Genomic DNA, 19,478 nt, shown 5'->3' on the forward strand with positions numbered 1-19,478 from the left:
ATAAAATATATCGAAATGAAAAAGGGCCTCTTATGTAGGCCCTTTTTTTATAGTTCAACTTGAGATGAAATTTTTCGTTTTGCTTCTTTAGGTCGATTGGTATTAAAGGTCGACGCGATACTCTCTTCAAGAATATATTTATCTTTCATTAAATTATAAAAGAAATAATTTCTATAAATGAGTTTTACATAAAGTCTTGTTTCTTTATATGGAATTTGTTCAATTTGAAAAATTGGATCATCTAAATCCATTAGTTCTTTTGACCAGCGTTTTACTTTGGTTGGACCCGCATTGTATGAAGATAATGCATAGATAATATTTCCATCAAACTTATTTAAAAGACCTTTGAAGTAGCGAACACCAGCATCAATATTCTTATGTGGCTTGAATAGCTCTTCTTGTTTTCTAAATGTTGTCATCTGTCTTGCTGTTGCAGGCATCAGTTGCATCAAGCCAAGTGCACCTACGGCAGATTTAGCTTCAGGATTAAATGCACTTTCTTGTCTAATAATTGAAAGTACTAATAGTGGATCAATATCAGTATTCACATCTTTTATCTTATCGAGGTGTAGCACCGGAAATAGTGTTGTGATATCTATTTTAGAAGGCCTAATTAAGTTTAAATCAATAGTTCGAGAAACCAGTTTAAAACTTGATAAGAAGTCCTTCTTATTTTTAAAGTAATGAAGAAAATAATTAAAGATTGCAACTCTTTGATCTTCAGTAGTCAACGTATCAATTTTAGCTTGATTAGCGATGTCTTTCTTAGGGTCAAGCCTAATGAATTCATAAATGAGCTTATCAACTTTACCGTAGTACTTTAGCTCATTCCAAATTCGTGATTCTTTAATATTGCGTTGTCTTAGTTCGGTAAAGTCACTTAGAGTAAGCTCTGGTAGCTTAATAGTGTTCTTATGAAAGTAGAGTGATTTAACATATTTCTTATCAAACTCTGGTAGATATTCTTGAGCAACAATTGAATAGAAGCTCAATGGATTACCTTTAATCATTAACTTGAAAAGATGTTTAGAAAGTGATTCGTTTCCATCTTTCATGTAACTATATGCAATCCAAAACTTTGTTTTAGTATACAGGTTTGAGAATTCATCAATTAGATTATAATTTTGGACAGTAACAATACTCTCTTTATAATTTTCTTGTTTGATCGAATTCCAAAGTAGAAGAAATAAGGATTCATTCTTTGTTTCACTGTCGTAACTTATTTCATATGAGCGTGCAAAGAATCGATTTGCATTCTTTATGTCACCATTATTTAGTAGAAGTTTACCAATATAGCGTACTCGCTTCCAAGCTGACTTCTTATAAATATATTCATTATTGCTTTCTTCAAATCTTAAAAACTTTTCTAAGTCTGTTTGAATATCTTTGTTGTTTTTAACAACTCTTTTAAGCTTATTGTATTGTTTGATAAACTCATTAGTAATAGTGAGCTTATTCTTTTTGATACGATGAAGATTACTTTGGAAAAGGTATGTGATGTCCTTATCGAAATCGATATGTGAATAAAGATTAGAGTCAATCTTTAAGCCTTCGATTAGAGTAGTCTCAATGAGTTGCTTTTTTATATACTTATAAACTTTTGAGTTCTTATCAATATTGTTTAACTTATGAGTGAAAAGAGAGTTTCTAGTGGTCGCTAAATGCTTAATTGCCTTATTAAAGTTACTCTCATCTTTAACGATTTGTGGATAGAATTTATCATCAATAAGATAATTAACAGTGTGGTAGCAGTAGTCTCTGATGTTGCTAACAAATTGATCTTCTACTCTGTTGATACCTTTACTTTTAATATTACACTTGAAGTATTTATTCTTTCTGAGGTCTTCTTTAAGGTTAGATAAAAAATCGAGATGGCCAACATATGATTTGAAGATCCCACCAGTCTTGATTGCTTTCTTTGCATTATTAATTGAATAATTAGAAAGTTTCTTTCTTCTTAAATTGCGCTCAATTTGTGCAATATGACGAGCCGCTTTGATCTCACGATCTTTTGTTGACTGCTTTGCTTGAGCTGTTGTGAAGTAACTCATACTTACAACGATTAAAAATGTAGATAATCTCTTACCCGATAAATTCATTAAAACGACCTTCCATATCTTTGAGTTTGGTCACTACTTCATTAAGGATAACTTTCTTATCCTCTGGAACAACTTGTTGTAAGTTCTTTAAGTAGTTACAAATCTCATCAATGTAGACGGTGTCTTCTTTAAATCTTGTTTGGAAATACTCGACTGTCAGATTTACTTCATCTGCTACATCAGTAAAGTAGTCACCGTCTCTAAATGTTAAACTTCTTTCGAAGCCAGTATGTCTTAAGCCTGCAAGGTATTTTTTTAGTTTGTATAGAGGGCCAGCTACCTTGTGCGTGAAAAATAGAGTCACGATAAAGACAAGGATTCCAAAAAACGCCTGGCAAAGTATTAGGAAATTCAATAAATCGCTTTTCATAGTATTTATATGTTCAGCGGATTGTGGGAACTTCTCTGAAATATTAGAAAGTACTTGATAAATAACTAAGGGATAAAATGCACTTAGAACTAAAATGACAATGCATATCAAGATACTAAATTTCAATTGAAATTTAGAGTCTACAATGATGATTGATCTCTTATATGGTTTAGACACAAATTCTCCAAATCTAAAATTAGTTTCTATTGTAATTATAACATCTTATAGATTTTGTTGTAGGGCAAAAATTTGCTTTACTGATTGAATAAGTCCTCAATATTTAATAGAATCCACAATGAAAATAGAAAGAAACCGAGCGAGTTACTATGATAAATATTGAAGCAATTAAAACGAAATTAATTGAGGTTAAAAACCCAAATACACAGAAGTCTTTACTGGATGAAAATCGATTCAAAGATATTCATGTAGATGGAAATAAAGTGACTCTTGTCTATAATCGAGATGAGATTACTGCACCTCAAAAACGTGATATTGAAGATGCAATTGTTAATAGCCTTGCTGATCTAGTAAATGAAGATGACCTTTTCATTAAAACAGTATCAACTCAAGAAGCACCTAAATCACAGGCTGAGAAAAAACCACAGCAGCAAAACGCACAACTGCAAGTTGGTCACGGTAAAGCTGCTCCTCAAAAAAGAGATATTCCAGGTGTAAATAGAATAATCGCAGTATCATCTGGTAAGGGTGGTGTTGGAAAGTCTACAGTATCGGTGAACTTGGCCCTTGCTCTTAAGAATGCAGGAAAAAAAGTAGGCTTACTTGATGCTGATATCTATGGACCTTCTGTCCCAATGCTACTTGGTGAAAGAAATGCAAAACCATTAGCTACTGATGATAAGAAAATTGCCCCTATCGAGGCACACGGTTTAAAGTTTATTAGCTTTGGTTTATTTATTGAAGAAAAGGATGCTGTTATTTGGCGTGGTCCAATGCTAGGTGGAGTTCTAAATCAATTTCTTTTTGATGTTGATTGGGGCGAGCTAGATTATCTTGTTCTAGACTTACCTCCAGGAACTGGAGATGTTCAATTATCGATAGCTCAAACACTTAAGCTTGATGGAATCGTTGGTGTTTCAACACCTCAGGATGTCGCTCTTTTAGATTCTCGTAAAGGTTTTAACATGTTTGAACAAGTTAATGTTCCTGTTTTAGGGCTTGTTGAGAATATGAGTTACTTTGCTCCTGATGATATGCCAGAGAAAAAGTATTATATTTTTGGTGAAAAAGGTGGAGAAGCTATCGCAAAAGAGCTTGGTTATCCATTCTTAGGTGAGGTTCCAATAGAGATCGCTCTTAGGGAATCATGTGATAGTGGAAATCCTTATATGGCCAATAATTCATACGAAAATAGGCCGGTATGGAATGCTTATTCCGGTATTGCAAAAAAGATCATTGAGTTAGAAAATGGTGGTGACGAGGAAAAAGGTTTTTTCTCTAAAATTTTCAAAAGGTAATGAATGTCCATCATACAGAAAATAGAAGAGCAGTGCTCTTTTAATTTTACTGGTCGAATCAATATTTTAAAACAAGCTGATCGCCAGTTTCTCGGTGTTGTATATATCAATGAAGGTGAAATTGTCGCAGCTCAGTTTTCTCAGAAAACAGGAATAAAAGCTCTATATTCTCTTGTTATCTTCGATATGGATGGAATTGAAAATTTCACCTTAGTCGCTGAACCAGAAGTGGTCTCTGATAGTGACTTTGAATTCAAATTAAAATTTAGTGAGTTTAAAAAAAATGCTGAAAAAGCATATCAAGAACATCGTCAGTCCTTATCTTTAAGGCCACCAGCAGATATTCACATTTTAATCAATCCTGCGTTCATAAAAGTTGGAAAAAAGACTGGTGCAAACGAATTTTTACTATTAAAAACTATAGCTGAATACAGCAAAGTTAACGATATTTATACAAATTGCGAATTATTTGACTTTGAAGTAACTCAGGCCCTGGTAAGTTTAAGAAGACTAGGTGCGCTCAAAGTCGTTAAATAGGAGTATTTATGAAGGATCAAGTTCATAATCAAGGTGAGTTAAAAGAATTAAAAGTTAATATCGAGGCCGATGTTGTGGAATCTTTCCAGCATATGGCCGAAAACACAGGAATTGCTCTTGATGAGTTGATTGTTGTTGCACTTAAGAGGTTTAGAGCCTCTCATAGTGACTATGAAAAGAAAGTTTTTCAAGTCGACTAAATAGTTTTCATATATAGAGTAAACACACGAACGTGTGTTTACTTTTTCTACAGTGTTAAAAATTTAACAGTCTAATCTTTAATCAGACCCCCATTCTTAGTATACAGTGCAAGTAATTACAGCTACTTATGGTCTTGGTGTATTTGTTCACTTTGGCACGTTAGTTGCTTCTATATACACATAAGGTATTAGGAGCATTGTATGAAAGCATCAGCTATTTACAAAAAATTTATCATCACATCAGTACTATCAGGATCATTTCTTGTATTTGGTGGAATCTACCAAGGAATGTCAGTGACTAGTAACTCTTTTATGGAAAAGAAGGAAATTTCTTTTGAAAAGAGAGTTGATGAAAATTCTGATCGTATCGTTGCTTCTTCTGATCGTGATTCTGTAGCTGTTCAATACCTTCCAGTTGCTGAGTACTCACAAGTTATCAATGGAAAGTGGGAAGTCGTTAGAATAGAAGATCACGAAGGATTAGAAATTTATAATGAAGTTAAAAGCAATAACAAAAGAATTGTTGATATGGAGTTAATCGGAACAGGTCTTGTAAGATTAAATGAAAACGATGACTACACTTTTGACGTTTCTTTTCTTCATGAAAATAAAAAGAATATCTCTATCTTTAGAGCATTTGAAGATGGATTTGAATTAATTGAAGCAAGAAAGATTGTAGAAAAAGTTGTTGTTGAGCAAACATCACAAGAAATTGTTGATGAAGCTCTTGTTGAAGAAGAAGTAGTTGCAACAACACAAGATAGAAGAGAATTCGTTATTGAAAGAGCGATCTTACCAAGTATGAATAATAAAATGTTCCGTGGACATGATATTGATGGAAGCGTAACAGTTGGACCAAATGGAGTAGAGGGACTTTTCTTTACTGTATATGCGAACGGACAAGAGATTAATGAAGTTGTAGGTGACTTAAAACTAAAGGATGGAAACTCTTTTGAAGTTGAACTACAAGGTCAAAAATCAAGTGGTATCTTTTCTAAAAATGGTGAAAATGGTTACCGTTTAAGATTTGCAACAGGTCCATATCAAGGAGCACTTATTAATTATGTAACTTATGATGAGTTAGAAAAAATTAATATTGAGTTCGAAAAAATGGAAAGAGCTAAAGAAGAGTCTAGATTTCAAAAGGAACTAACTCAAGAAGGTAATGTAGAACAAGACATTAATATTATTCAACAAAACGTTGTATCAGCTGCTTATCAAGCCCCAAAAGCTGAAGAGATCGAAGAAGAAAGATATGACGAAGAAGAATACTATGAAGGTGAAGATAACCAAGAATTTGAAAGACAAGGATACGGATTTTAATCCAAGATAACTAGAGAGAAGAAAAACAAAGGCCCTCAAAATTGAGGGCCTTTTTTATTTTATACTTTGTCTAAATTAAAGTACTTTTTTTAATTCTTCTTTTAGAAGAGGTACGATGTCGAATAGATCTCCAACAATACCGTAGTCAGCTTTAGTAAAGATTGGTGCATCTGGATCAGTGTTGATAGCAACAATAACCTTAGATGTTCTCATCCCTGCTAAGTGCTGAATAGCTCCTGAGATACCACAAGCAATATATAGTGATGGAGCAACAGTCTTACCTGTTTGTCCAACCTGCATTGCGTGAGGTGCGTATCCTGAGTCAACAGCAGCACGTGAAGCACCAACAGTTGCACCAAGAACTTCAGCAAGCTCTTCTAGTATTTTAAAGTTTTCAGCAGACTTCATTGCACGTCCACCAGAAACGATAATATTTGCTTCTGTAAGGTCAAGCTTCTCTGAAGCTCCTTTAACGATCTCTTTAATAACAGCTTTGATGTCACCAGCGTTTGCTGCAACTTCATTGGCTGTACCTGCACCAGCAGTTGGTGCATCTGGCATACCAAGTGCGTTAGGTCTTACTGTTACGAAGCCTGGCTTTGGTCCATCAAGTTCAACTTTAGCTAGAACCTTACCTGCAAATAGTGGTCTTGTTCCTGCGAAGTTATCACCTTCCATTACAAAGTTTGTAACTTCAGATGCCATACCTGCATCAAACATTCCCGCTAGTCTTGGCATAAGGTCTTTTGCAAGTGAAGTTGCACCTGCAAATACGTAGTCGTAATTTGAACCAATAAATTCTTTAAGTGCGTTTGCATAACCTTCAGGAGAATACTTATCTAAGTTGTCACCTTTTAGGTTATGTACATTAGCAGCACCATACTTTGCTAGGTCAGCTGTAGCGTTTGGACCCATTTCGCCAACGATTGCTACGTCAACTTCGTGTCCTGTAAGTTTACCTAGAATTTCAAATGTAACAGATTTAACTGATTCACCACTTGTTTCAGAAAATACTAATATCTTTGCCATTTCAATAATCTCCTTAGATAACTTTCGCTTCTTCTCTTAAAAGCTTAACAACTTCAGCAACAACAGATGCTTGTTGACCTTCGTCCATCGCATCAAATTTCTTACCAGCTGGCTTCTCTGGTGGAAGTTGGAATCCTGAGTACTTAACACGACGATCATCAGCAGATACACCTACATCTGATAGTGAGTGTTGAGCAAGAGGCTTTCTCTTTGCTTTCATAATACCTGGAAGAGATGCGTAACGAGGACTGTTTAGACCTTTGTTAGCAGCGATAACAGCAGGTGAGTTTACTTCGTAAACTTCAAGTGCTCCACCTTCTACTTCTCTTTTAAGAGTGAATTTACCACCTTCTTCTTCGCAACCATCAACAACAGTTACTGAAGGTAGGCCTAGCATTTGCGCTAGTAGTTGAGGAACTTGTAGACAGTCATCATCAATAGCTTGTTTTCCTGTGAAGATTACATCTGGAGTCTTACCTGACTTCTCAATAGCACCCTTAAGTGCTTTTGCAGTCATATAAGAATCTAGATTGTCATCGGCCTCAACAAGAATTGCATCATCTGCACCCATTGCTAGGGCAGTTCTTAATGCTTCTGTATCTTTAACACCACCAACTCTTACAACAGTTACAGTCGAGCCACTGTTTGCTGCTTTTGTTAGAAGTGCTTGCTCAACAGCAAACTCATCGTATGGGTTCATGATCCACTTAATCGAATTAGTTTCGATATAAGATCCGTCTCCGTTTGGAGTAACTTTAGTTTCCGTGTCTGGAACTTGTTTAATACATACAAAAATGTTCAATTTTAGCTCCTTGTAAAAATTTCCTTAGCAATTACTAATCTTTGTATTTGTGAAGTGCCTTCATATATTTGAATGAGCTTGGCATCTCTCATCAACTTTTCTACTGGGTATTCTTTACTGTAACCATATCCACCATATACTTGGACAGCGTCAGTTGCAACTTTCATGAACATATCAGCTGCTTTGGCTTTTGAATATGATGAAAGTTCTGGATTAGGTGTTCCGTTATCAATATGCCACGCGGCTTTCTGAACGAGTAGTCGCGCTGCTTCGATTTCGATTCCCATATCGGCAATTATCATCTGTATAGCTTGGTGCCTCGATAGGGGCACTCCAAATTGATTTCTTTCACTTGCATATTTTACTGCATGATCCATTGCGCACTGTGCACCACCTACTGCAGAGCTTGCTACCATTGGACGTGAATGATTTAGTGTGGCCATGGCAATTTTCCAACCTTCACCAACACCACCTAAAATATTTTCTTTTGGAACTTTCACATTTGAAAATGTAACGGCTCTAGTGTCTGAGCAACGATGGCCCATTTTATTTTCTTTTTCACCAAGCTCGATTCCTTCTGCTTTGGCATCGATAACAAGGGCCGTAATTCCCTTGTGTTTTTTTGCAGGATCAATCGTGGCATAAACAACGAAGAGGTCTGCATAACCTGCGTTTGTTATCCACATCTTGTTACCGTTTAATAGGTAGTGATCACCATCTTCTTTTATTGTTGTCTTTATACCAGCCGCATCAGAACCATAACCAGGTTCAGTTAAGCAAAAAGCTGCAATCTTATAATCTTCTGTAAACGGAGTTAAAAACTTTTTCTTTTGCTCATCACTTCCACCAATAACAATAGGAAGAAGTGCTAAGTCATTGGCCATAATCGAAGTATTCATTCCGAGACAACCGTAAGCTAGGGCCTCTGTGATAATCATTGAATCAATTGTCGTAAATCCGGCACCACCATATTCTGCAGGTATGCAAGTATTAACGAGACCAAGCTCCCATGCCTGTTTTAGGATATCCATTGGCATTTGGGCCTTCTCATCAAATTCGCCAGCTTTTGGCATCATCTCATTCCTTGCAAATTTCATTGCAAGTTCACGAATTTCTTTCTGCTCGGAAGTTAATTCAAAGTTGATCATATTGGAACCAATTGTTCAAAGTTTTAAGTACCTTATTATAGATACCTTTTCAGTATTTAGTAAATAGGTAATAAGGACTTGGCACCAGGTGTCGCAACGAGAAAAGTTTATAGGATCAATTTTGTATTCTTGTTCTTCAATGTTTTAATTTTGTAATGCTCTTTATACTCAGAAAATGAAGGTAAGTCTTTTAATGGTTCTAAAACAAAGCTTCGGTTTCGAAAGTCTTTGTGCGGTATGGTGAGCTTTTCTTCTTTTACTTCTAAGAAGTCGATAAAAATTATGTCAATATCAATTTCACGAGGACCCCAGTGATAGCGGTGTTTTCGACCTAACCTCTCTTCGATCTCCTTACATATTTTCAAGATTGAAGTTGGGGAAAGATTTAAACAAGTGTTTATTTCTAGGGCAATATTAAGAAAGGAAGGTTGATCCTGCGGTCCATAGGGAGGTGACTCATAAAAGTGACTCATTTTGGCTTCACAGTTAAATGCGTCTTCTAATAACTTAGATGCGCTTTTGATTGATTCGATTCGGTCACCAAGATTAGTCCCAAGGCTAAGAATGATTCTCATTAATTACTATCTTCTTTCTTTTTAGTTTCTTGTTTTGTGGTTTTTGATGGCCTAAGAACTTTTTTATTCTCTTCAATAAATGAAGGGAAGTTTTGGTTCTTTGGTTTAGGTGGAGCTTTTACTCCACATGAACTAAGTAAAATTAATATTAAAAAAAGTTTAGAATTCAAGAGCAAGACTGACTCCCATGAGATCGGTACCAATATCAGCTCTAAAGAACCAACCAGGGACTAATCTTTTTAATGCCGTAATTCCAAAAACTGGCTCACTTTTCTCAACACTTGCAACTAAATCTTTTTCTCGTGCGGCTGCATCAGCACCAACCGCTGATACATCACCTGCACCAGGACTATCTGCAGTTGCAAATTTATATCCTGCATATGGCATAAATACTGTATAAAGTGGTCCTTCAAATGAATATTTTGCACGGAATATATATTGGTTTACAGCAGTGTCGATCTCTTCATTTGGAAAGCCTCTGATTAAGTGACGCCCAACACTTCCTTCTAGCCAAATATTCTTATCTAATTGAAAAGCCCAAGATGCATTATACTGAGTATTTGTATCTTCTTTACCTGCGGTATTAAAGCCATCTACTAGCCCAATACCAACAGAGACAAGATTATCATTTTTAATTATTCCGCCTTCTTGTGCCTCTTCACTATAAATGTCCTCATCTAATAAAGTAGTATCATCATATAGTGATTCGCTATCAGTAATTCTAAATTCACTTTCTTCTGCTGTATTTGCTTTACCATATGCAGAATCATCACCTCGAAGTACTTCAACATCTTGGTTCACGAAAATATTTGAATAAATCTCTTCATTATAAATCTTAGTGATTTTAATTGCTGCTACATTATTCTTTTGTTTTGGAACAATACCTCGTACTACAGGTTCTTTGTTGACTAAAATAGTAATGTAATCACCTTTGGCAAAACTATCTTGACCATTACTAATGAGAAGAATTCGTTTTGTTCCAGATACTCTTATAATCTTTTCTTTGGCCAAATCGTAATTGGAACTATTTGAGAAATCACTGATAGGTGATTGCGCAAATGATAAGATTGAGAAGAATACTATAGTAAATAGTTTAAAAACATTCATACGGAAAAATTGTACATTGCATGAAGAAATTAGTCTAGGCGGTTAATATTTAATTATAATTAAAAAGGAACCGATGGGTAACTATATAGATTGTTACTAAAAAAGGGGTTTTAGACCATGAAAAAAATATTTTTACTATTCCTAGTTTCAACATTAACTTTCACATCTTGTTCAAACAACGAGAAGAAAGGTGAAGAAGTAGCAGAAACTCAAGCTGCTGAAGAAATTTCAATTGATGATTCAGACTTTGTCGTTGATGCAAATGAAGAATTTGCTGATCTAGAAGAAGTCGCTGATCCAACTGCAGAGCCTACAATGGAAGCAGTTGCAACAAACGAAGAACCAGTTGATGAAGTATTGCTTCAGGAAAACGTTCAACTCGAAAAAGAAGTTGTTGTTTCTAAAACTGATACATATGAAGTACAAAAAGGTGAAACACTTATGTGGATTGCTTTTAAATTATATGGAGACTATAGCAAGTGGCGTGATGTTCAAGCAATGAATCAAGAAGCACTTGCTGATGGACTTCAACCAGGTGACATCATTAAGTATGAAAGTGGTCAATTTAACTGGAATCCAGTGGGTCTTCCTCATCTTATTCGTAAGGGTGAGACTCTAGGTGTAATTTCAAAAGACAAGTACGGTACACCAGCAAAATGGAGATCAATTTGGGATAACAACAGAGAAATGATTAAAGATCCAAACTTAATTTTTGCTGGATTTACTTTATATTACATCCCAGAAGAAAGAGATGTTGCTTCCAGCCCAATGTAAATCGTGTATAATAAATCAAATGATATAAGAGCTCTCATAATGAGAGCTCTTTTTATTTGAGAACTAATGAAATTTTATATTTTTATATCAATATTATTTTTAACTTCTTGTACCTATTTATATAAGGACGATAAGGGATATCCATATAATTACGAAGTTGATTTTACTTCTAAAGATTACCTTGTTCATCTCGAAGGTGTAGCAGAATTGTTTATCAAAAACAATAAAGTTAAGAGGCCCTCAAGAAGATCAAATAGATACCTACAAAAGATAGCTCGTGAGCTATATTTAAATAACCAAAGTCTCTTTGTGAAAGATGATTTTGGAATTAATTTTTATATTGTTGAAGATAATAGAAATTTTTACTTCTCACTTCCTAGAAATAACGTCTTTATGTCTCGCGGAGTTCTGCGTCGATTTATGAATTCCGAAAGTATTTTTGTTTCAGTATTAATCGGTGAATTATTAAGAAGTAAAATTGGTATATATGAAAAGAATAAAATCATACCGCTTAATTCATATACGGTAAAAGATATGATTAGACTTAATCGTCTAGACTTAAATGCAAAACGAGACTTAAATAACCTTGTTTATGATGTTTTAAAGAAATCTGGTTATGACCCTGAAGCAAGATTGTTATGGCTACAAACACTGAATAGGCAATCGCTTAGTTTCTCAACTCAAGAGGTTTATTCTCGAGACTTATCAAAAGAAGAGTTCCTGCTTAAGAATTATATGGTTCAAAGCACAAAAGATGAAAATCTTATTTTTGAAAAGAATTCATCAAAACAATTTTATAAGTTCAAAGAAAGTATTTGATATGGAAATAAATGAAGTTAAATCGATTTTAGATCAGCAGGGATATTCTCAAGAGAGTTGGAACCTTATAAAACTTTCTGGCGATGCTTCAAGTAGAGAGTATTATCGATTAAAAAACGAGAGTGAAAGTTTAATAGTCTGTACAGAAGAGCCAAGTGGACAGCAGAGTCGTGATTTTAATCTGATCACGACACTCATTGAAAAAGATATTAACACTCCAAAGATCTATCACTATTTACCAGAAATCTCTCTTCTTATTCTTGAGGATGTTGGCGATATTTCTTTGAAAGATTATTATCTTAAAAATGGACTTACGAAACATATACAAGCAGTAAATGATATCAAATCTTACCAAAGACTTCCTTTAGAAACTTGTCAAAGTCGATATTTCGATAGAGAGAAAATTGGGTTTGAATTCGATTTAGCTCTTCAATTCTTTTTAGAAAAACATTTGAAACTAAAACTAAATGAAGACGAAATGATTGTCGTTGCAAGTGTTAGAGAGTTATTGATTAATTACTATGAAGAAAATAAAAAAGTAGTATGTCATCGTGATTATCATTCTAACAATCTATATGTGAAAGCTGATGAACTCTATCATATCGATTATCAAGATATGCGAGTGGGGCCAGCTATGTATGATTTAGTATCTCTGGTAGATGACTGCTATATACAATTTTCAGACGAAGAAAGGTCAGTATTATTAAATTCTTTTGATAGTGAATTTAATTCAAAATATTTAAAAGATTATCAGATAGTTCAGATACAGCGAACTTTTAAAGCACTGGGTAGTTTTGCTTATCTTAGTATTGATAAGAATAAAAATGGATATCTTCCATTTATCAAACCTAATCTAAAGAAGTTAATCGATGTTTTAAAGTTAAGAGATGAAGACTCTTTCGTGCGTTTTGCAAAGATTCTTGAAAGAGGTAGTGATGATTAAGACATGCTTTATCGCAAGTGCAGGTTTTGGTACGCGAATGGGGGAGCTTGGAAAGGTTATTCCAAAACCCTTGTGGCCATTTCTAAATTTAAAGATGCTTGATTTACAAGTTGCTTATGCTAGAAATTTAGGTTGCGAGAATATTTATATAAATTCTCATCATTGCCATGAAGAAATGCTTAATTGGGCAAAGGACAAAAATGTAACTCTGTTGTATGAGCCTGAAATTCTAGGTAGTGGTGGGTGTATACATAATTTGAAAAAAGTTGTTGATAACGAAATTATATTAATTATTAACTCTGATCAGTTTTACTTCTTTGATTTTGAAAACATAAAATCGGATTATTATAATTTAGAACGTTGTGATGCTGTTGCACATTTGTATGCCATAAATGTCGATGGTAATTCTAGTTATAATGAAACTGTTTTAAAAGATGGGCACTTAATTGATATTATTCCACATGAGGGAAGTGGGGATTATTTCACTTATTCTGGTGTCGGACTAATCAATCTTGGAAAGGTTAATTATACACCTGGGTCTTCTGGATTTTTTAAAACAGTTTGTGATTATAAGTCGTCAAATGTATTGATGAGCTTACCTGATAATCCTGTCTTTTTAGATCTTGGAACTTTAGATAAATACTTAAGCGTCATTAGTAAGCTTGATGAAATACCTGATGTGATAGTTAATTTCTTAAAAGGTATTCCTGAGTTAGATACTTCAGATTTTAAATCACAAAAAAAGATGACTTGGTGTGGGGTTACTTTTGATTTCGAGAATAAGTTAATTAAATATAATGGAGCTTCTTACTCCTTTTGAGACACTTCTTTAATACAATCGACAGGGCAAACAAGCGTGCATGCATTACATAAAGTGCATGCCCATGGTTCTATCGTATATTTTCCTTTGTCCATAAAAATAGCCTTTTCTGGACAAATCAGCCTGCAGTTATCACACTCTATACAACGTGAAGAAATTTCGAGATAATAATCCATATATTGATTATATCAAAAAATTAAAATTGAAGGGAAAAAGTGCACAATACTGACACATTAATATTTAAATTGCTTAATATTTTATTTGTGATATTTTCGCTGTTTTTTCTGCATACATGCTTCTCTTTAGATGCCGATGTCTCTGCATTAAACTTTGAACGCTTTGTCGGGATTCTTGGAAGTTATAAACTTACAACGGCCCTCGCATTATTTTTACTTTTTAAAATTATGTATATGGGAGAACTTACTGTCGTTGTGATGGCCGTTTTCGTATTAAATATATTTTACAAAGTCTTCTCTCTTTTCTTGGTTGAGTATGACAAAATCATCTTACTCTTTTCAGTAGTTTTCTTGTTAGTTGCATATAATATGATCCTCCTTTTAAAAGAGGAGCTAGGCCAGGCTATTTTTAAGCCTAACTTTAATAAAGAGAATTTTAATTTTGATAAATTCTGTATTTTAGAGGGGAGTATCTTCTTATCATCAGGATCAAAGATACCTGTCAAAGTTTCTAATTGTGATGATAAAGGTATCGTTATTTTTACAGATGAAAAAATATCTAAAGGTGAAAAACTAGACTTTGAATTGGATTATGAAGGCGCAAAATTTAGTGATACATTTAATGTTGAGTTAGTTTATGAAAATGGCTATGGCCTGAAGTTAATAAATTCAAGCTCAAGTGGAAAGTATAATTGGAATACATTATTTAATATTTTAAAGAGAAGAGGAATTGTCTCTTATTAAAATTCAAGGAAGAAGTTATGTTTAAAGTTCTTATTTTTTGCCTATTGCTAATAGGCTGTCAGTCAAATAATAGTCCGGAAGGAGTGTTAAAATCATTTATTGAAAAGCGCTTAAACGATAAGATTAGTGTTGATGACCTTGAAGATTACCTTACTGGTGATTTACTTGAGGAGTACACTCAAGCTCTTGGTGAAGACCCTAATAAATTAAACGAATCAAATGAATTTTCAGATAGCCGCTTTAAAATTGTCTATAAAAACTGTAGTGGTGATGAATGTTCAATAACTTACACTCTCTCATATGAAGCGGATGCAACGGCAGAAGAGTCAAAGAGAGATGTTTCCATTTCTGTCAAAAAGATCGCTTTAATTGTTAAAAGAGATGAAAAGTGGTTCATTTCAAATATTAGTGATGTAAAGTCATTCTACGAGTTTAAAGAAGAAGATATTCGTTAATATAATTTAAAAGTTACCGAATAGTTTAATGTGAAGAATAAGAAAATACTTGAATTTACATTAGAAAGTCTTGTTTATGAAACATTTGATATTTTGGAACCTAATGAGTCTGAGGGGATTAAATTAAAATATATTTCAGACACAAGTTCATATCGAGTTGAATGGGACACTAAGACTCTCGATTTTCCAAAAAGCTTTGCATTAATACAGGATTTAATTAAAGGCTGCTATTTAGATTTAAAATCTTATGATGTTGATCTTGATAGTGCCTTAAAAGAATTCTTCAATACTACTGAAGATATTTATTTCTATGTTTTTGGTGATGATTTATATTTGAGATTTAAGGAATATGCAGACATAAAAAAAGCGGCTTAAAAGCCGCTTTTTTATTTTTATAAAGTCATGTAATAATTTTTTAGCATCAATGCGTCTTCTTCTAAGTTTGGTGAATTACAAATCATATATCCACCACAACCATTCTTTTTAAGAGACTTAAGTAGGGCCTTCCAATTAAAGTCTGATTGCTCAAGGTTTAGATGCTTAAGGTCACCCTTAGAGTTAGTGCTGATACCCGAAATATGAATATGCATATTTTGGATAGCTTCTTCACTTAATTCTTCTTTTAACTTACCAATAACCATGTCGAATTCTTCTTCGCTATTATACTGATTAGTACGTGCGAAAAGGTGTGAGAAATCCATACAAGGACGACATGAATCAACGTTTTTAGTAAGGTTAATAAGCTCTTCAAGAGAACCAAATTGAGATGTTTTACCTGTTAGCTCAGGTCTTAGTTCAATTTCGATATCAAGGCGACTTAGTCTTTCTTCGATTACATTCATACTCTTTTCTACAAGATCGAAAACATCGTATGGTGAATCTTTCATATAGAAAGCAGCGTGGAAAGTCATAGATTCAGCACCACATAGATCTGAGATCTTTGCTGTTTGAATGATTCTTTCAACAGAAGAGTCAATTTTATCTTGTTCTCTTGCGTTTAAGTTGATGTAGTAAGGGCCGTGTGATGTCAAAGGAACACCTAATTCATATGAAACTTTTCTTAGGTTTGATGAAACTTCTTCTTTCATTCTAACACCGTGTGCAAACTCTAGTTGCATACAGTCAAGACCTAGTTCGTGAATTCGTCTTACGCCTTCTACTGGATTGTTCTTTTTAGCTGTTGAATTTGGAACACCTGCTGTACCGAATAGTAGCTTACCTTGCATCAAAAACACCCCTTTAATTCTATAATTTAAACGTTAATGCCTTGTGTATCACAATTACGGATTCGACAATAGGTGCGCTGCGAAATGCTTACTTGCGCATAGCGCTTACAGTGACTATTATCAATTTGTAATTTAGATGACTTATAGCCGGAATTTGGATTTGGGTCTATAATTAGAGATGATCTTGTAAAAAAAATAGGGACAAAATTTTGTTTAGTGTATTTATTTCATATCTTTTAAGCTTTTTTATTATCTTCATTCAGATATTTTTTATAACTGGGTTCTTGGTTGTATTTGGACCTAATCTACATATACTAAATAATCTTGCTATCGCCGTCTTAATCTATGTGATTTCATTTACTTACATAATTCCTTCAATCGTTATTTCTCGATTTAACTTACAGAAAGTTTCTAGGGAAGAAAGACCTCGATTGTATAAGAAGGTTTCAAGCTTCTTATTTTATAGAAGTCGGCCAACACCACAGATTTATCAAGGTAAGGATGCTCCATTCTTCTTGCAGGGAACACTTCTTGGAAGCCATTTTCTCATATTAAACTCAAGCTTACTCGAGCGCTTAACAGATGTAGAAATGGATCGCTATCTTGAAGCAGAGATGGGATTTGCTGATACATTCAACTCAAAGATTCTGGGGCATTTATTAGCAGTACTATTATTTTGGCGTAATATTTTTAATTGGCTATTTAATCTCTTAAGAGCAGAAGCCGTCTTTCGTTATATCTTTGTCGTACCGAGAAGACTCTTTAACTATATTTCTAATAGCTATAAGAAGCAGTTTTTTAGCAATAATGAGAACAGTCAAATCGATATAAGAGGTATTGCACAAAAAGTGATTTATCTAGAGAATTCAAGAATTAACAAAGTACATTTTAATATTTCTTCTACAACAATGTGGTCACTCCATTATCATAAGGAACACGAGATGGACCAAAGGTTCTATCAAAGTGAGCTATTATGAAGAAAGTTTTTAAGTTCTTTAAAGATTTGGATTATACAAAGTATTATCCAGCGCTTTTTACGATTGTTTTTCTTTTGGTTCTTTTCCAATACAAATTTCCAACGATTGAAGCAATCTTCTATGACTTACGTCTAAAAACGGACTTTAGTCTAAATAAAGATGACAGAATTGTTCTTATAAAAATTGATGAAGAAAGTGATGAGTTTTTAGGTGAGAGCTATCCCTATACTTATACAACTTACTTAAAATTATTCCGTAAGGTTTTAAAAGATAAGCCTGCGATTATTAATTTCTTTGGAGATCTTTCAGCTCCTTTAAATGAGAGAGAAGCAAACTCTTTAGAATTACTTCACGATGAAATTAAAGCCTATGTCAAACAAGGTGGCCTATATCGTTATGGAACTGAATTAGACGCATGGGGGGAAAGACTGCCTCCTCAACAATTACGAGATCTTGGTTATTCTCCAGCAATTGTTAATATTGATAGTAAGCTATTTGCTAAAGATGATGTTGTAAGAAGAATGGTTCTCAATATATCAGGAGAAGAGACATTAAGCTTTTGGACGGCAAATGAGTGGAGAATTCTTCATGGTAAAGAGCCACTAATTCTTAATAATTTAAAAAGTGCATATTATATGCCCGAAGCTGACGCTAGTTTTAGCTTGTTTCGTTACCCCTTACGCAAACTTAAGCATGTCGAAAAACTACCGGTTCATAGGGTTGTTGTTGGGAATATTCCGCCAGGCTATTTTAATGGAAAAATAGTATTAATTGGTCCCGCCTATATATCAAATCTTGGTCATTACGCTAAAACTCCATTTGATAAAGATCAGAGGCGATCACCAAAATTAGAAATACATGCCAATATGACTAAGTCACTTATAGAAAATAAGCTAGTCTATGCAATACCGATGTGGGTAACAAAATTAATTTCGATGCTAATTGGTATCATTCTTTCAATTGTTATCTCACGTATCCAGCCAGTAAAAGGACTTGTAACTACAGTTGCTATTATCTTTAGTACGATTCTGATTTCTTATTTGATATTCATTGCTTTTGGACTTTGGCTATATATAACCCACATCTTACTTACTGTGTTTGTTGTTTACTATATTTGGGTTCCCTTTAGGGCCATTGGTGAATATCAACGTCGTTATAAAATTCAGGAAGAGACTAAATTATTAAAAAGAGTTGAAGATTTGAAACAAAACTTTATCTCATTAATGTCACACGATTTAAAAACCCCTGTGGCCAAGATTGCAGGTGTTGCAGACAATATGTTGCAGAAAAATCGTGGTGGTGAAACGTATGTTCATGAAGGGTTAAAAACAATAATTGATTCAACTAAAGAATTAAATAATTTTATAACTTCAATCTTAGATTTAACTAAAGTTGAATCACGAAATATTTCTCTTAATCTACAAAGTAAGGATGTTAATAAAGTAATTGATGATTGTGTAAATAGCTTAAGTTATTTAGCACGATCAAAAGAGATGAAAATCAATACTGAATTAGGCCCATTATTTCCTATCGAAATTGACACGAGCTTAGTTAATAGAATTATTTCAAATATTGTTGAAAACTCAATTAAATATGCCGGTATAGGCAAAGTCATTGATATTAAAACTTGGGATGATGATACTTGGGTTTATATTGAAATATCGGATAATGGCGTTGGTATGGGACAAAATGACGTCGATAATATATTTGAGAAGTTTTATCGGGTTAAAAACGATGCTTCTCATACGATTAAGGGAAGCGGTCTAGGTCTTTATCTGGTAAAATACTTTGTAGAACTTCATGGTGGAGAGATATCTGTAACCTCTCAAATTGGTGAAGGAACAAGCTTTTTAATTAAATTTTTAAATAAATAATTGGA

Annotated in this window: 23 protein-coding genes; 13 read left to right on the forward strand and 10 right to left on the reverse strand. The window is 33.8% G+C overall.

Going from position 1 to position 19,478, the window contains the following annotated elements:
• Positions 1 to 47: 47 nt before the first annotated feature.
• Together ACMAZI_RS01425 and ACMAZI_RS01430 are read right to left on the reverse strand one after the other, a co-directional pair.
• On the reverse strand, positions 48 to 2,099 hold the full coding sequence (locus ACMAZI_RS01425; RefSeq protein WP_334677847.1) for a lytic transglycosylase domain-containing protein: 2,052 nt from the start codon (positions 2,097 to 2,099) through the stop codon (positions 48 to 50).
• Complete coding sequence (locus tag ACMAZI_RS01430) at positions 2,083 to 2,646, reverse strand: hypothetical protein (RefSeq protein WP_114705955.1); 564 nt, start codon at positions 2,644 to 2,646, stop codon at positions 2,083 to 2,085. The genes ACMAZI_RS01425 and ACMAZI_RS01430 overlap by 17 nt, the downstream gene beginning before the upstream one ends.
• 149 nt (positions 2,647 to 2,795) lie before the next feature.
• Here ACMAZI_RS01430 and ACMAZI_RS01435 point away from each other — a divergent pair, with 149 nt between their 5' ends.
• From ACMAZI_RS01435 to ACMAZI_RS01450, 4 genes are all read left to right on the forward strand, one after another.
• Positions 2,796 to 3,944, forward strand: coding sequence for an Mrp/NBP35 family ATP-binding protein (locus tag ACMAZI_RS01435; RefSeq protein ID WP_114705954.1), 1,149 nt, complete (start codon positions 2,796 to 2,798; stop codon positions 3,942 to 3,944).
• A 3-nt stretch (positions 3,945 to 3,947) separates the two neighbouring features.
• Positions 3,948 to 4,481 carry a hypothetical protein gene (locus ACMAZI_RS01440; RefSeq protein ID WP_114705953.1) on the forward strand — a complete coding sequence of 178 codons (534 nt, stop codon included), beginning with the start codon at positions 3,948 to 3,950 and terminating at the stop codon, positions 4,479 to 4,481.
• Positions 4,482 to 4,489: 8 nt separating this feature from the next.
• Positions 4,490 to 4,681, forward strand: a complete 192-nt coding sequence (locus tag ACMAZI_RS01445; protein WP_114705952.1) for a hypothetical protein — start codon at positions 4,490 to 4,492, stop codon at positions 4,679 to 4,681.
• A gap of 201 nt (positions 4,682 to 4,882) precedes the next feature.
• Positions 4,883 to 6,004, forward strand: coding sequence for a hypothetical protein (locus ACMAZI_RS01450; RefSeq protein ID WP_412473919.1), 1,122 nt, complete (start codon positions 4,883 to 4,885; stop codon positions 6,002 to 6,004).
• A 75-nt stretch (positions 6,005 to 6,079) separates the two neighbouring features.
• Here the strand turns inward: ACMAZI_RS01450 and ACMAZI_RS01455 are convergent, their stop codons facing one another.
• The 6 genes from ACMAZI_RS01455 to ACMAZI_RS01480 form a co-directional block, all read right to left on the reverse strand.
• The gene (locus ACMAZI_RS01455) at positions 6,080 to 7,033 is read right to left on the reverse strand and encodes an electron transfer flavoprotein subunit alpha/FixB family protein (protein WP_114705950.1); all 954 of its coding nucleotides are present in this window, start codon (positions 7,031 to 7,033) and stop codon (positions 6,080 to 6,082) included.
• 13 nt (positions 7,034 to 7,046) lie between these two features.
• Positions 7,047 to 7,835 carry an electron transfer flavoprotein subunit beta/FixA family protein gene (locus ACMAZI_RS01460; protein ID WP_114705949.1) on the reverse strand — a complete coding sequence of 263 codons (789 nt, stop codon included), beginning with the start codon at positions 7,833 to 7,835 and terminating at the stop codon, positions 7,047 to 7,049.
• A gap of 2 nt (positions 7,836 to 7,837) precedes the next feature.
• The gene (locus tag ACMAZI_RS01465) at positions 7,838 to 8,980 is read right to left on the reverse strand and encodes an acyl-CoA dehydrogenase family protein (RefSeq protein ID WP_412474021.1); all 1,143 of its coding nucleotides are present in this window, start codon (positions 8,978 to 8,980) and stop codon (positions 7,838 to 7,840) included.
• Between the two features lie 110 nt (positions 8,981 to 9,090).
• Entirely contained in the window at positions 9,091 to 9,558 is a 468-nt protein-coding gene (gene folK, locus ACMAZI_RS01470; RefSeq protein ID WP_114705948.1) for a 2-amino-4-hydroxy-6-hydroxymethyldihydropteridine diphosphokinase, read from the reverse strand.
• Positions 9,558 to 9,728 (reverse strand): hypothetical protein, encoded by a 171-nt coding sequence (locus tag ACMAZI_RS01475; RefSeq protein ID WP_158536782.1) that lies wholly within the window; start codon positions 9,726 to 9,728, stop codon positions 9,558 to 9,560. Before ACMAZI_RS01475 ends, folK begins: the two co-directional genes overlap by 1 nt.
• The gene (locus ACMAZI_RS01480) at positions 9,718 to 10,665 is read right to left on the reverse strand and encodes a hypothetical protein (protein WP_412473918.1); all 948 of its coding nucleotides are present in this window, start codon (positions 10,663 to 10,665) and stop codon (positions 9,718 to 9,720) included. Before ACMAZI_RS01480 ends, ACMAZI_RS01475 begins: the two co-directional genes overlap by 11 nt.
• A 117-nt stretch (positions 10,666 to 10,782) precedes the next feature.
• Between ACMAZI_RS01480 and ACMAZI_RS01485 the strand changes: the two genes are divergently transcribed.
• From ACMAZI_RS01485 to ACMAZI_RS01500, 4 genes are all read left to right on the forward strand, one after another.
• Positions 10,783 to 11,439, forward strand: a complete 657-nt coding sequence (locus tag ACMAZI_RS01485) for a LysM peptidoglycan-binding domain-containing protein (RefSeq protein ID WP_114705946.1) — start codon at positions 10,783 to 10,785, stop codon at positions 11,437 to 11,439.
• 66 nt (positions 11,440 to 11,505) lie between these two features.
• Positions 11,506 to 12,258, forward strand: a complete 753-nt coding sequence (locus tag ACMAZI_RS01490; protein WP_114705945.1) for a hypothetical protein — start codon at positions 11,506 to 11,508, stop codon at positions 12,256 to 12,258.
• A gap of 1 nt (position 12,259) precedes the next feature.
• Positions 12,260 to 13,201 carry an aminoglycoside phosphotransferase family protein gene (locus ACMAZI_RS01495; protein ID WP_412473917.1) on the forward strand — a complete coding sequence of 314 codons (942 nt, stop codon included), beginning with the start codon at positions 12,260 to 12,262 and terminating at the stop codon, positions 13,199 to 13,201.
• The gene (locus tag ACMAZI_RS01500; protein WP_412473916.1) at positions 13,194 to 14,021 is read left to right on the forward strand and encodes a nucleotidyltransferase family protein; all 828 of its coding nucleotides are present in this window, start codon (positions 13,194 to 13,196) and stop codon (positions 14,019 to 14,021) included. The genes ACMAZI_RS01495 and ACMAZI_RS01500 overlap by 8 nt, the downstream gene beginning before the upstream one ends.
• Here the strand turns inward: ACMAZI_RS01500 and ACMAZI_RS01505 are convergent.
• The gene (locus ACMAZI_RS01505; RefSeq protein WP_114705942.1) at positions 14,009 to 14,197 is read right to left on the reverse strand and encodes a 4Fe-4S dicluster-binding protein; all 189 of its coding nucleotides are present in this window, start codon (positions 14,195 to 14,197) and stop codon (positions 14,009 to 14,011) included. The two genes, ACMAZI_RS01500 and ACMAZI_RS01505, sit on opposite strands and share 13 nt — an antisense overlap.
• Positions 14,198 to 14,284: 87 nt before the next feature.
• Here ACMAZI_RS01505 and ACMAZI_RS01510 point away from each other — a divergent pair, with 87 nt between their 5' ends.
• From ACMAZI_RS01510 to ACMAZI_RS01520, 3 genes are read left to right on the forward strand one after another with little or no spacing between them, the layout of a single operon-like run.
• The gene (locus ACMAZI_RS01510; RefSeq protein ID WP_133296881.1) at positions 14,285 to 14,941 is read left to right on the forward strand and encodes a hypothetical protein; all 657 of its coding nucleotides are present in this window, start codon (positions 14,285 to 14,287) and stop codon (positions 14,939 to 14,941) included.
• 17 nt (positions 14,942 to 14,958) lie between these two features.
• Positions 14,959 to 15,396 (forward strand): hypothetical protein, encoded by a 438-nt coding sequence (locus ACMAZI_RS01515; RefSeq protein WP_114705940.1) that lies wholly within the window; start codon positions 14,959 to 14,961, stop codon positions 15,394 to 15,396.
• Between the two features lie 30 nt (positions 15,397 to 15,426).
• Positions 15,427 to 15,771 (forward strand): hypothetical protein, encoded by a 345-nt coding sequence (locus tag ACMAZI_RS01520; RefSeq protein WP_114705939.1) that lies wholly within the window; start codon positions 15,427 to 15,429, stop codon positions 15,769 to 15,771.
• A gap of 17 nt (positions 15,772 to 15,788) precedes the next feature.
• Here ACMAZI_RS01520 and ACMAZI_RS01525 read toward each other — a convergent pair whose 3' ends face one another.
• Positions 15,789 to 16,622 carry a TIM barrel protein gene (locus ACMAZI_RS01525; RefSeq protein ID WP_233500245.1) on the reverse strand — a complete coding sequence of 278 codons (834 nt, stop codon included), beginning with the start codon at positions 16,620 to 16,622 and terminating at the stop codon, positions 15,789 to 15,791.
• A gap of 284 nt (positions 16,623 to 16,906) precedes the next feature.
• On the opposite strand from ACMAZI_RS01525, the gene ACMAZI_RS01530 reads away from it, so the two are divergent.
• Positions 16,907 to 17,599, forward strand: a complete 693-nt coding sequence (locus tag ACMAZI_RS01530; RefSeq protein ID WP_334677860.1) for a hypothetical protein — start codon at positions 16,907 to 16,909, stop codon at positions 17,597 to 17,599.
• On the forward strand, positions 17,596 to 19,473 hold the full coding sequence (locus tag ACMAZI_RS01535; protein WP_114705936.1) for an ATP-binding protein: 1,878 nt from the start codon (positions 17,596 to 17,598) through the stop codon (positions 19,471 to 19,473). The genes ACMAZI_RS01530 and ACMAZI_RS01535 overlap by 4 nt, the downstream gene beginning before the upstream one ends.
• The last annotated feature ends 5 nt before the right edge of the window (positions 19,474 to 19,478 follow it).

Origin of the sequence: Halobacteriovorax sp. YZS-3-1 (genome assembly GCF_047084945.1) — a bacterium.
Lineage (GTDB): Bacteria > Bdellovibrionota > Bacteriovoracia > Bacteriovoracales > Bacteriovoracaceae > Halobacteriovorax_A > Halobacteriovorax_A vibrionivorans.

Bases quoted from the DNA above. Each gene is read 5' to 3' on its own strand.
- ACMAZI_RS01425 (WP_334677847.1), bottom strand. From the start codon at position 2,099: ATGAATTTATCGGGTAAGAGATTATCTACATTTTTAATCGTTGTAAGT.
- ACMAZI_RS01435 (WP_114705954.1), top strand. From the start codon at position 2,796: ATGATAAATATTGAAGCAATTAAAACGAAATTAATTGAGGTTAAAAAC.
- ACMAZI_RS01440 (WP_114705953.1), top strand. From the start codon at position 3,948: ATGTCCATCATACAGAAAATAGAAGAGCAGTGCTCTTTTAATTTTACT.
- ACMAZI_RS01445 (WP_114705952.1), top strand. From the start codon at position 4,490: ATGAAGGATCAAGTTCATAATCAAGGTGAGTTAAAAGAATTAAAAGTT.
- ACMAZI_RS01450 (WP_412473919.1), top strand. From the start codon at position 4,883: ATGAAAGCATCAGCTATTTACAAAAAATTTATCATCACATCAGTACTA.
- ACMAZI_RS01455 (WP_114705950.1), bottom strand. From the start codon at position 7,033: ATGGCAAAGATATTAGTATTTTCTGAAACAAGTGGTGAATCAGTTAAA.
- folK (WP_114705948.1), bottom strand. From the start codon at position 9,558: ATGAGAATCATTCTTAGCCTTGGGACTAATCTTGGTGACCGAATCGAA.
- ACMAZI_RS01480 (WP_412473918.1), bottom strand. From the start codon at position 10,665: ATGAATGTTTTTAAACTATTTACTATAGTATTCTTCTCAATCTTATCA.
- ACMAZI_RS01485 (WP_114705946.1), top strand. From the start codon at position 10,783: ATGAAAAAAATATTTTTACTATTCCTAGTTTCAACATTAACTTTCACA.
- ACMAZI_RS01490 (WP_114705945.1), top strand. From the start codon at position 11,506: ATGAAATTTTATATTTTTATATCAATATTATTTTTAACTTCTTGTACC.
- ACMAZI_RS01495 (WP_412473917.1), top strand. From the start codon at position 12,260: ATGGAAATAAATGAAGTTAAATCGATTTTAGATCAGCAGGGATATTCT.
- ACMAZI_RS01500 (WP_412473916.1), top strand. From the start codon at position 13,194: ATGATTAAGACATGCTTTATCGCAAGTGCAGGTTTTGGTACGCGAATG.
- ACMAZI_RS01505 (WP_114705942.1), bottom strand. From the start codon at position 14,197: ATGGATTATTATCTCGAAATTTCTTCACGTTGTATAGAGTGTGATAAC.
- ACMAZI_RS01515 (WP_114705940.1), top strand. From the start codon at position 14,959: ATGTTTAAAGTTCTTATTTTTTGCCTATTGCTAATAGGCTGTCAGTCA.
- ACMAZI_RS01525 (WP_233500245.1), bottom strand. From the start codon at position 16,622: ATGCAAGGTAAGCTACTATTCGGTACAGCAGGTGTTCCAAATTCAACA.
- ACMAZI_RS01535 (WP_114705936.1), top strand. From the start codon at position 17,596: ATGAAGAAAGTTTTTAAGTTCTTTAAAGATTTGGATTATACAAAGTAT.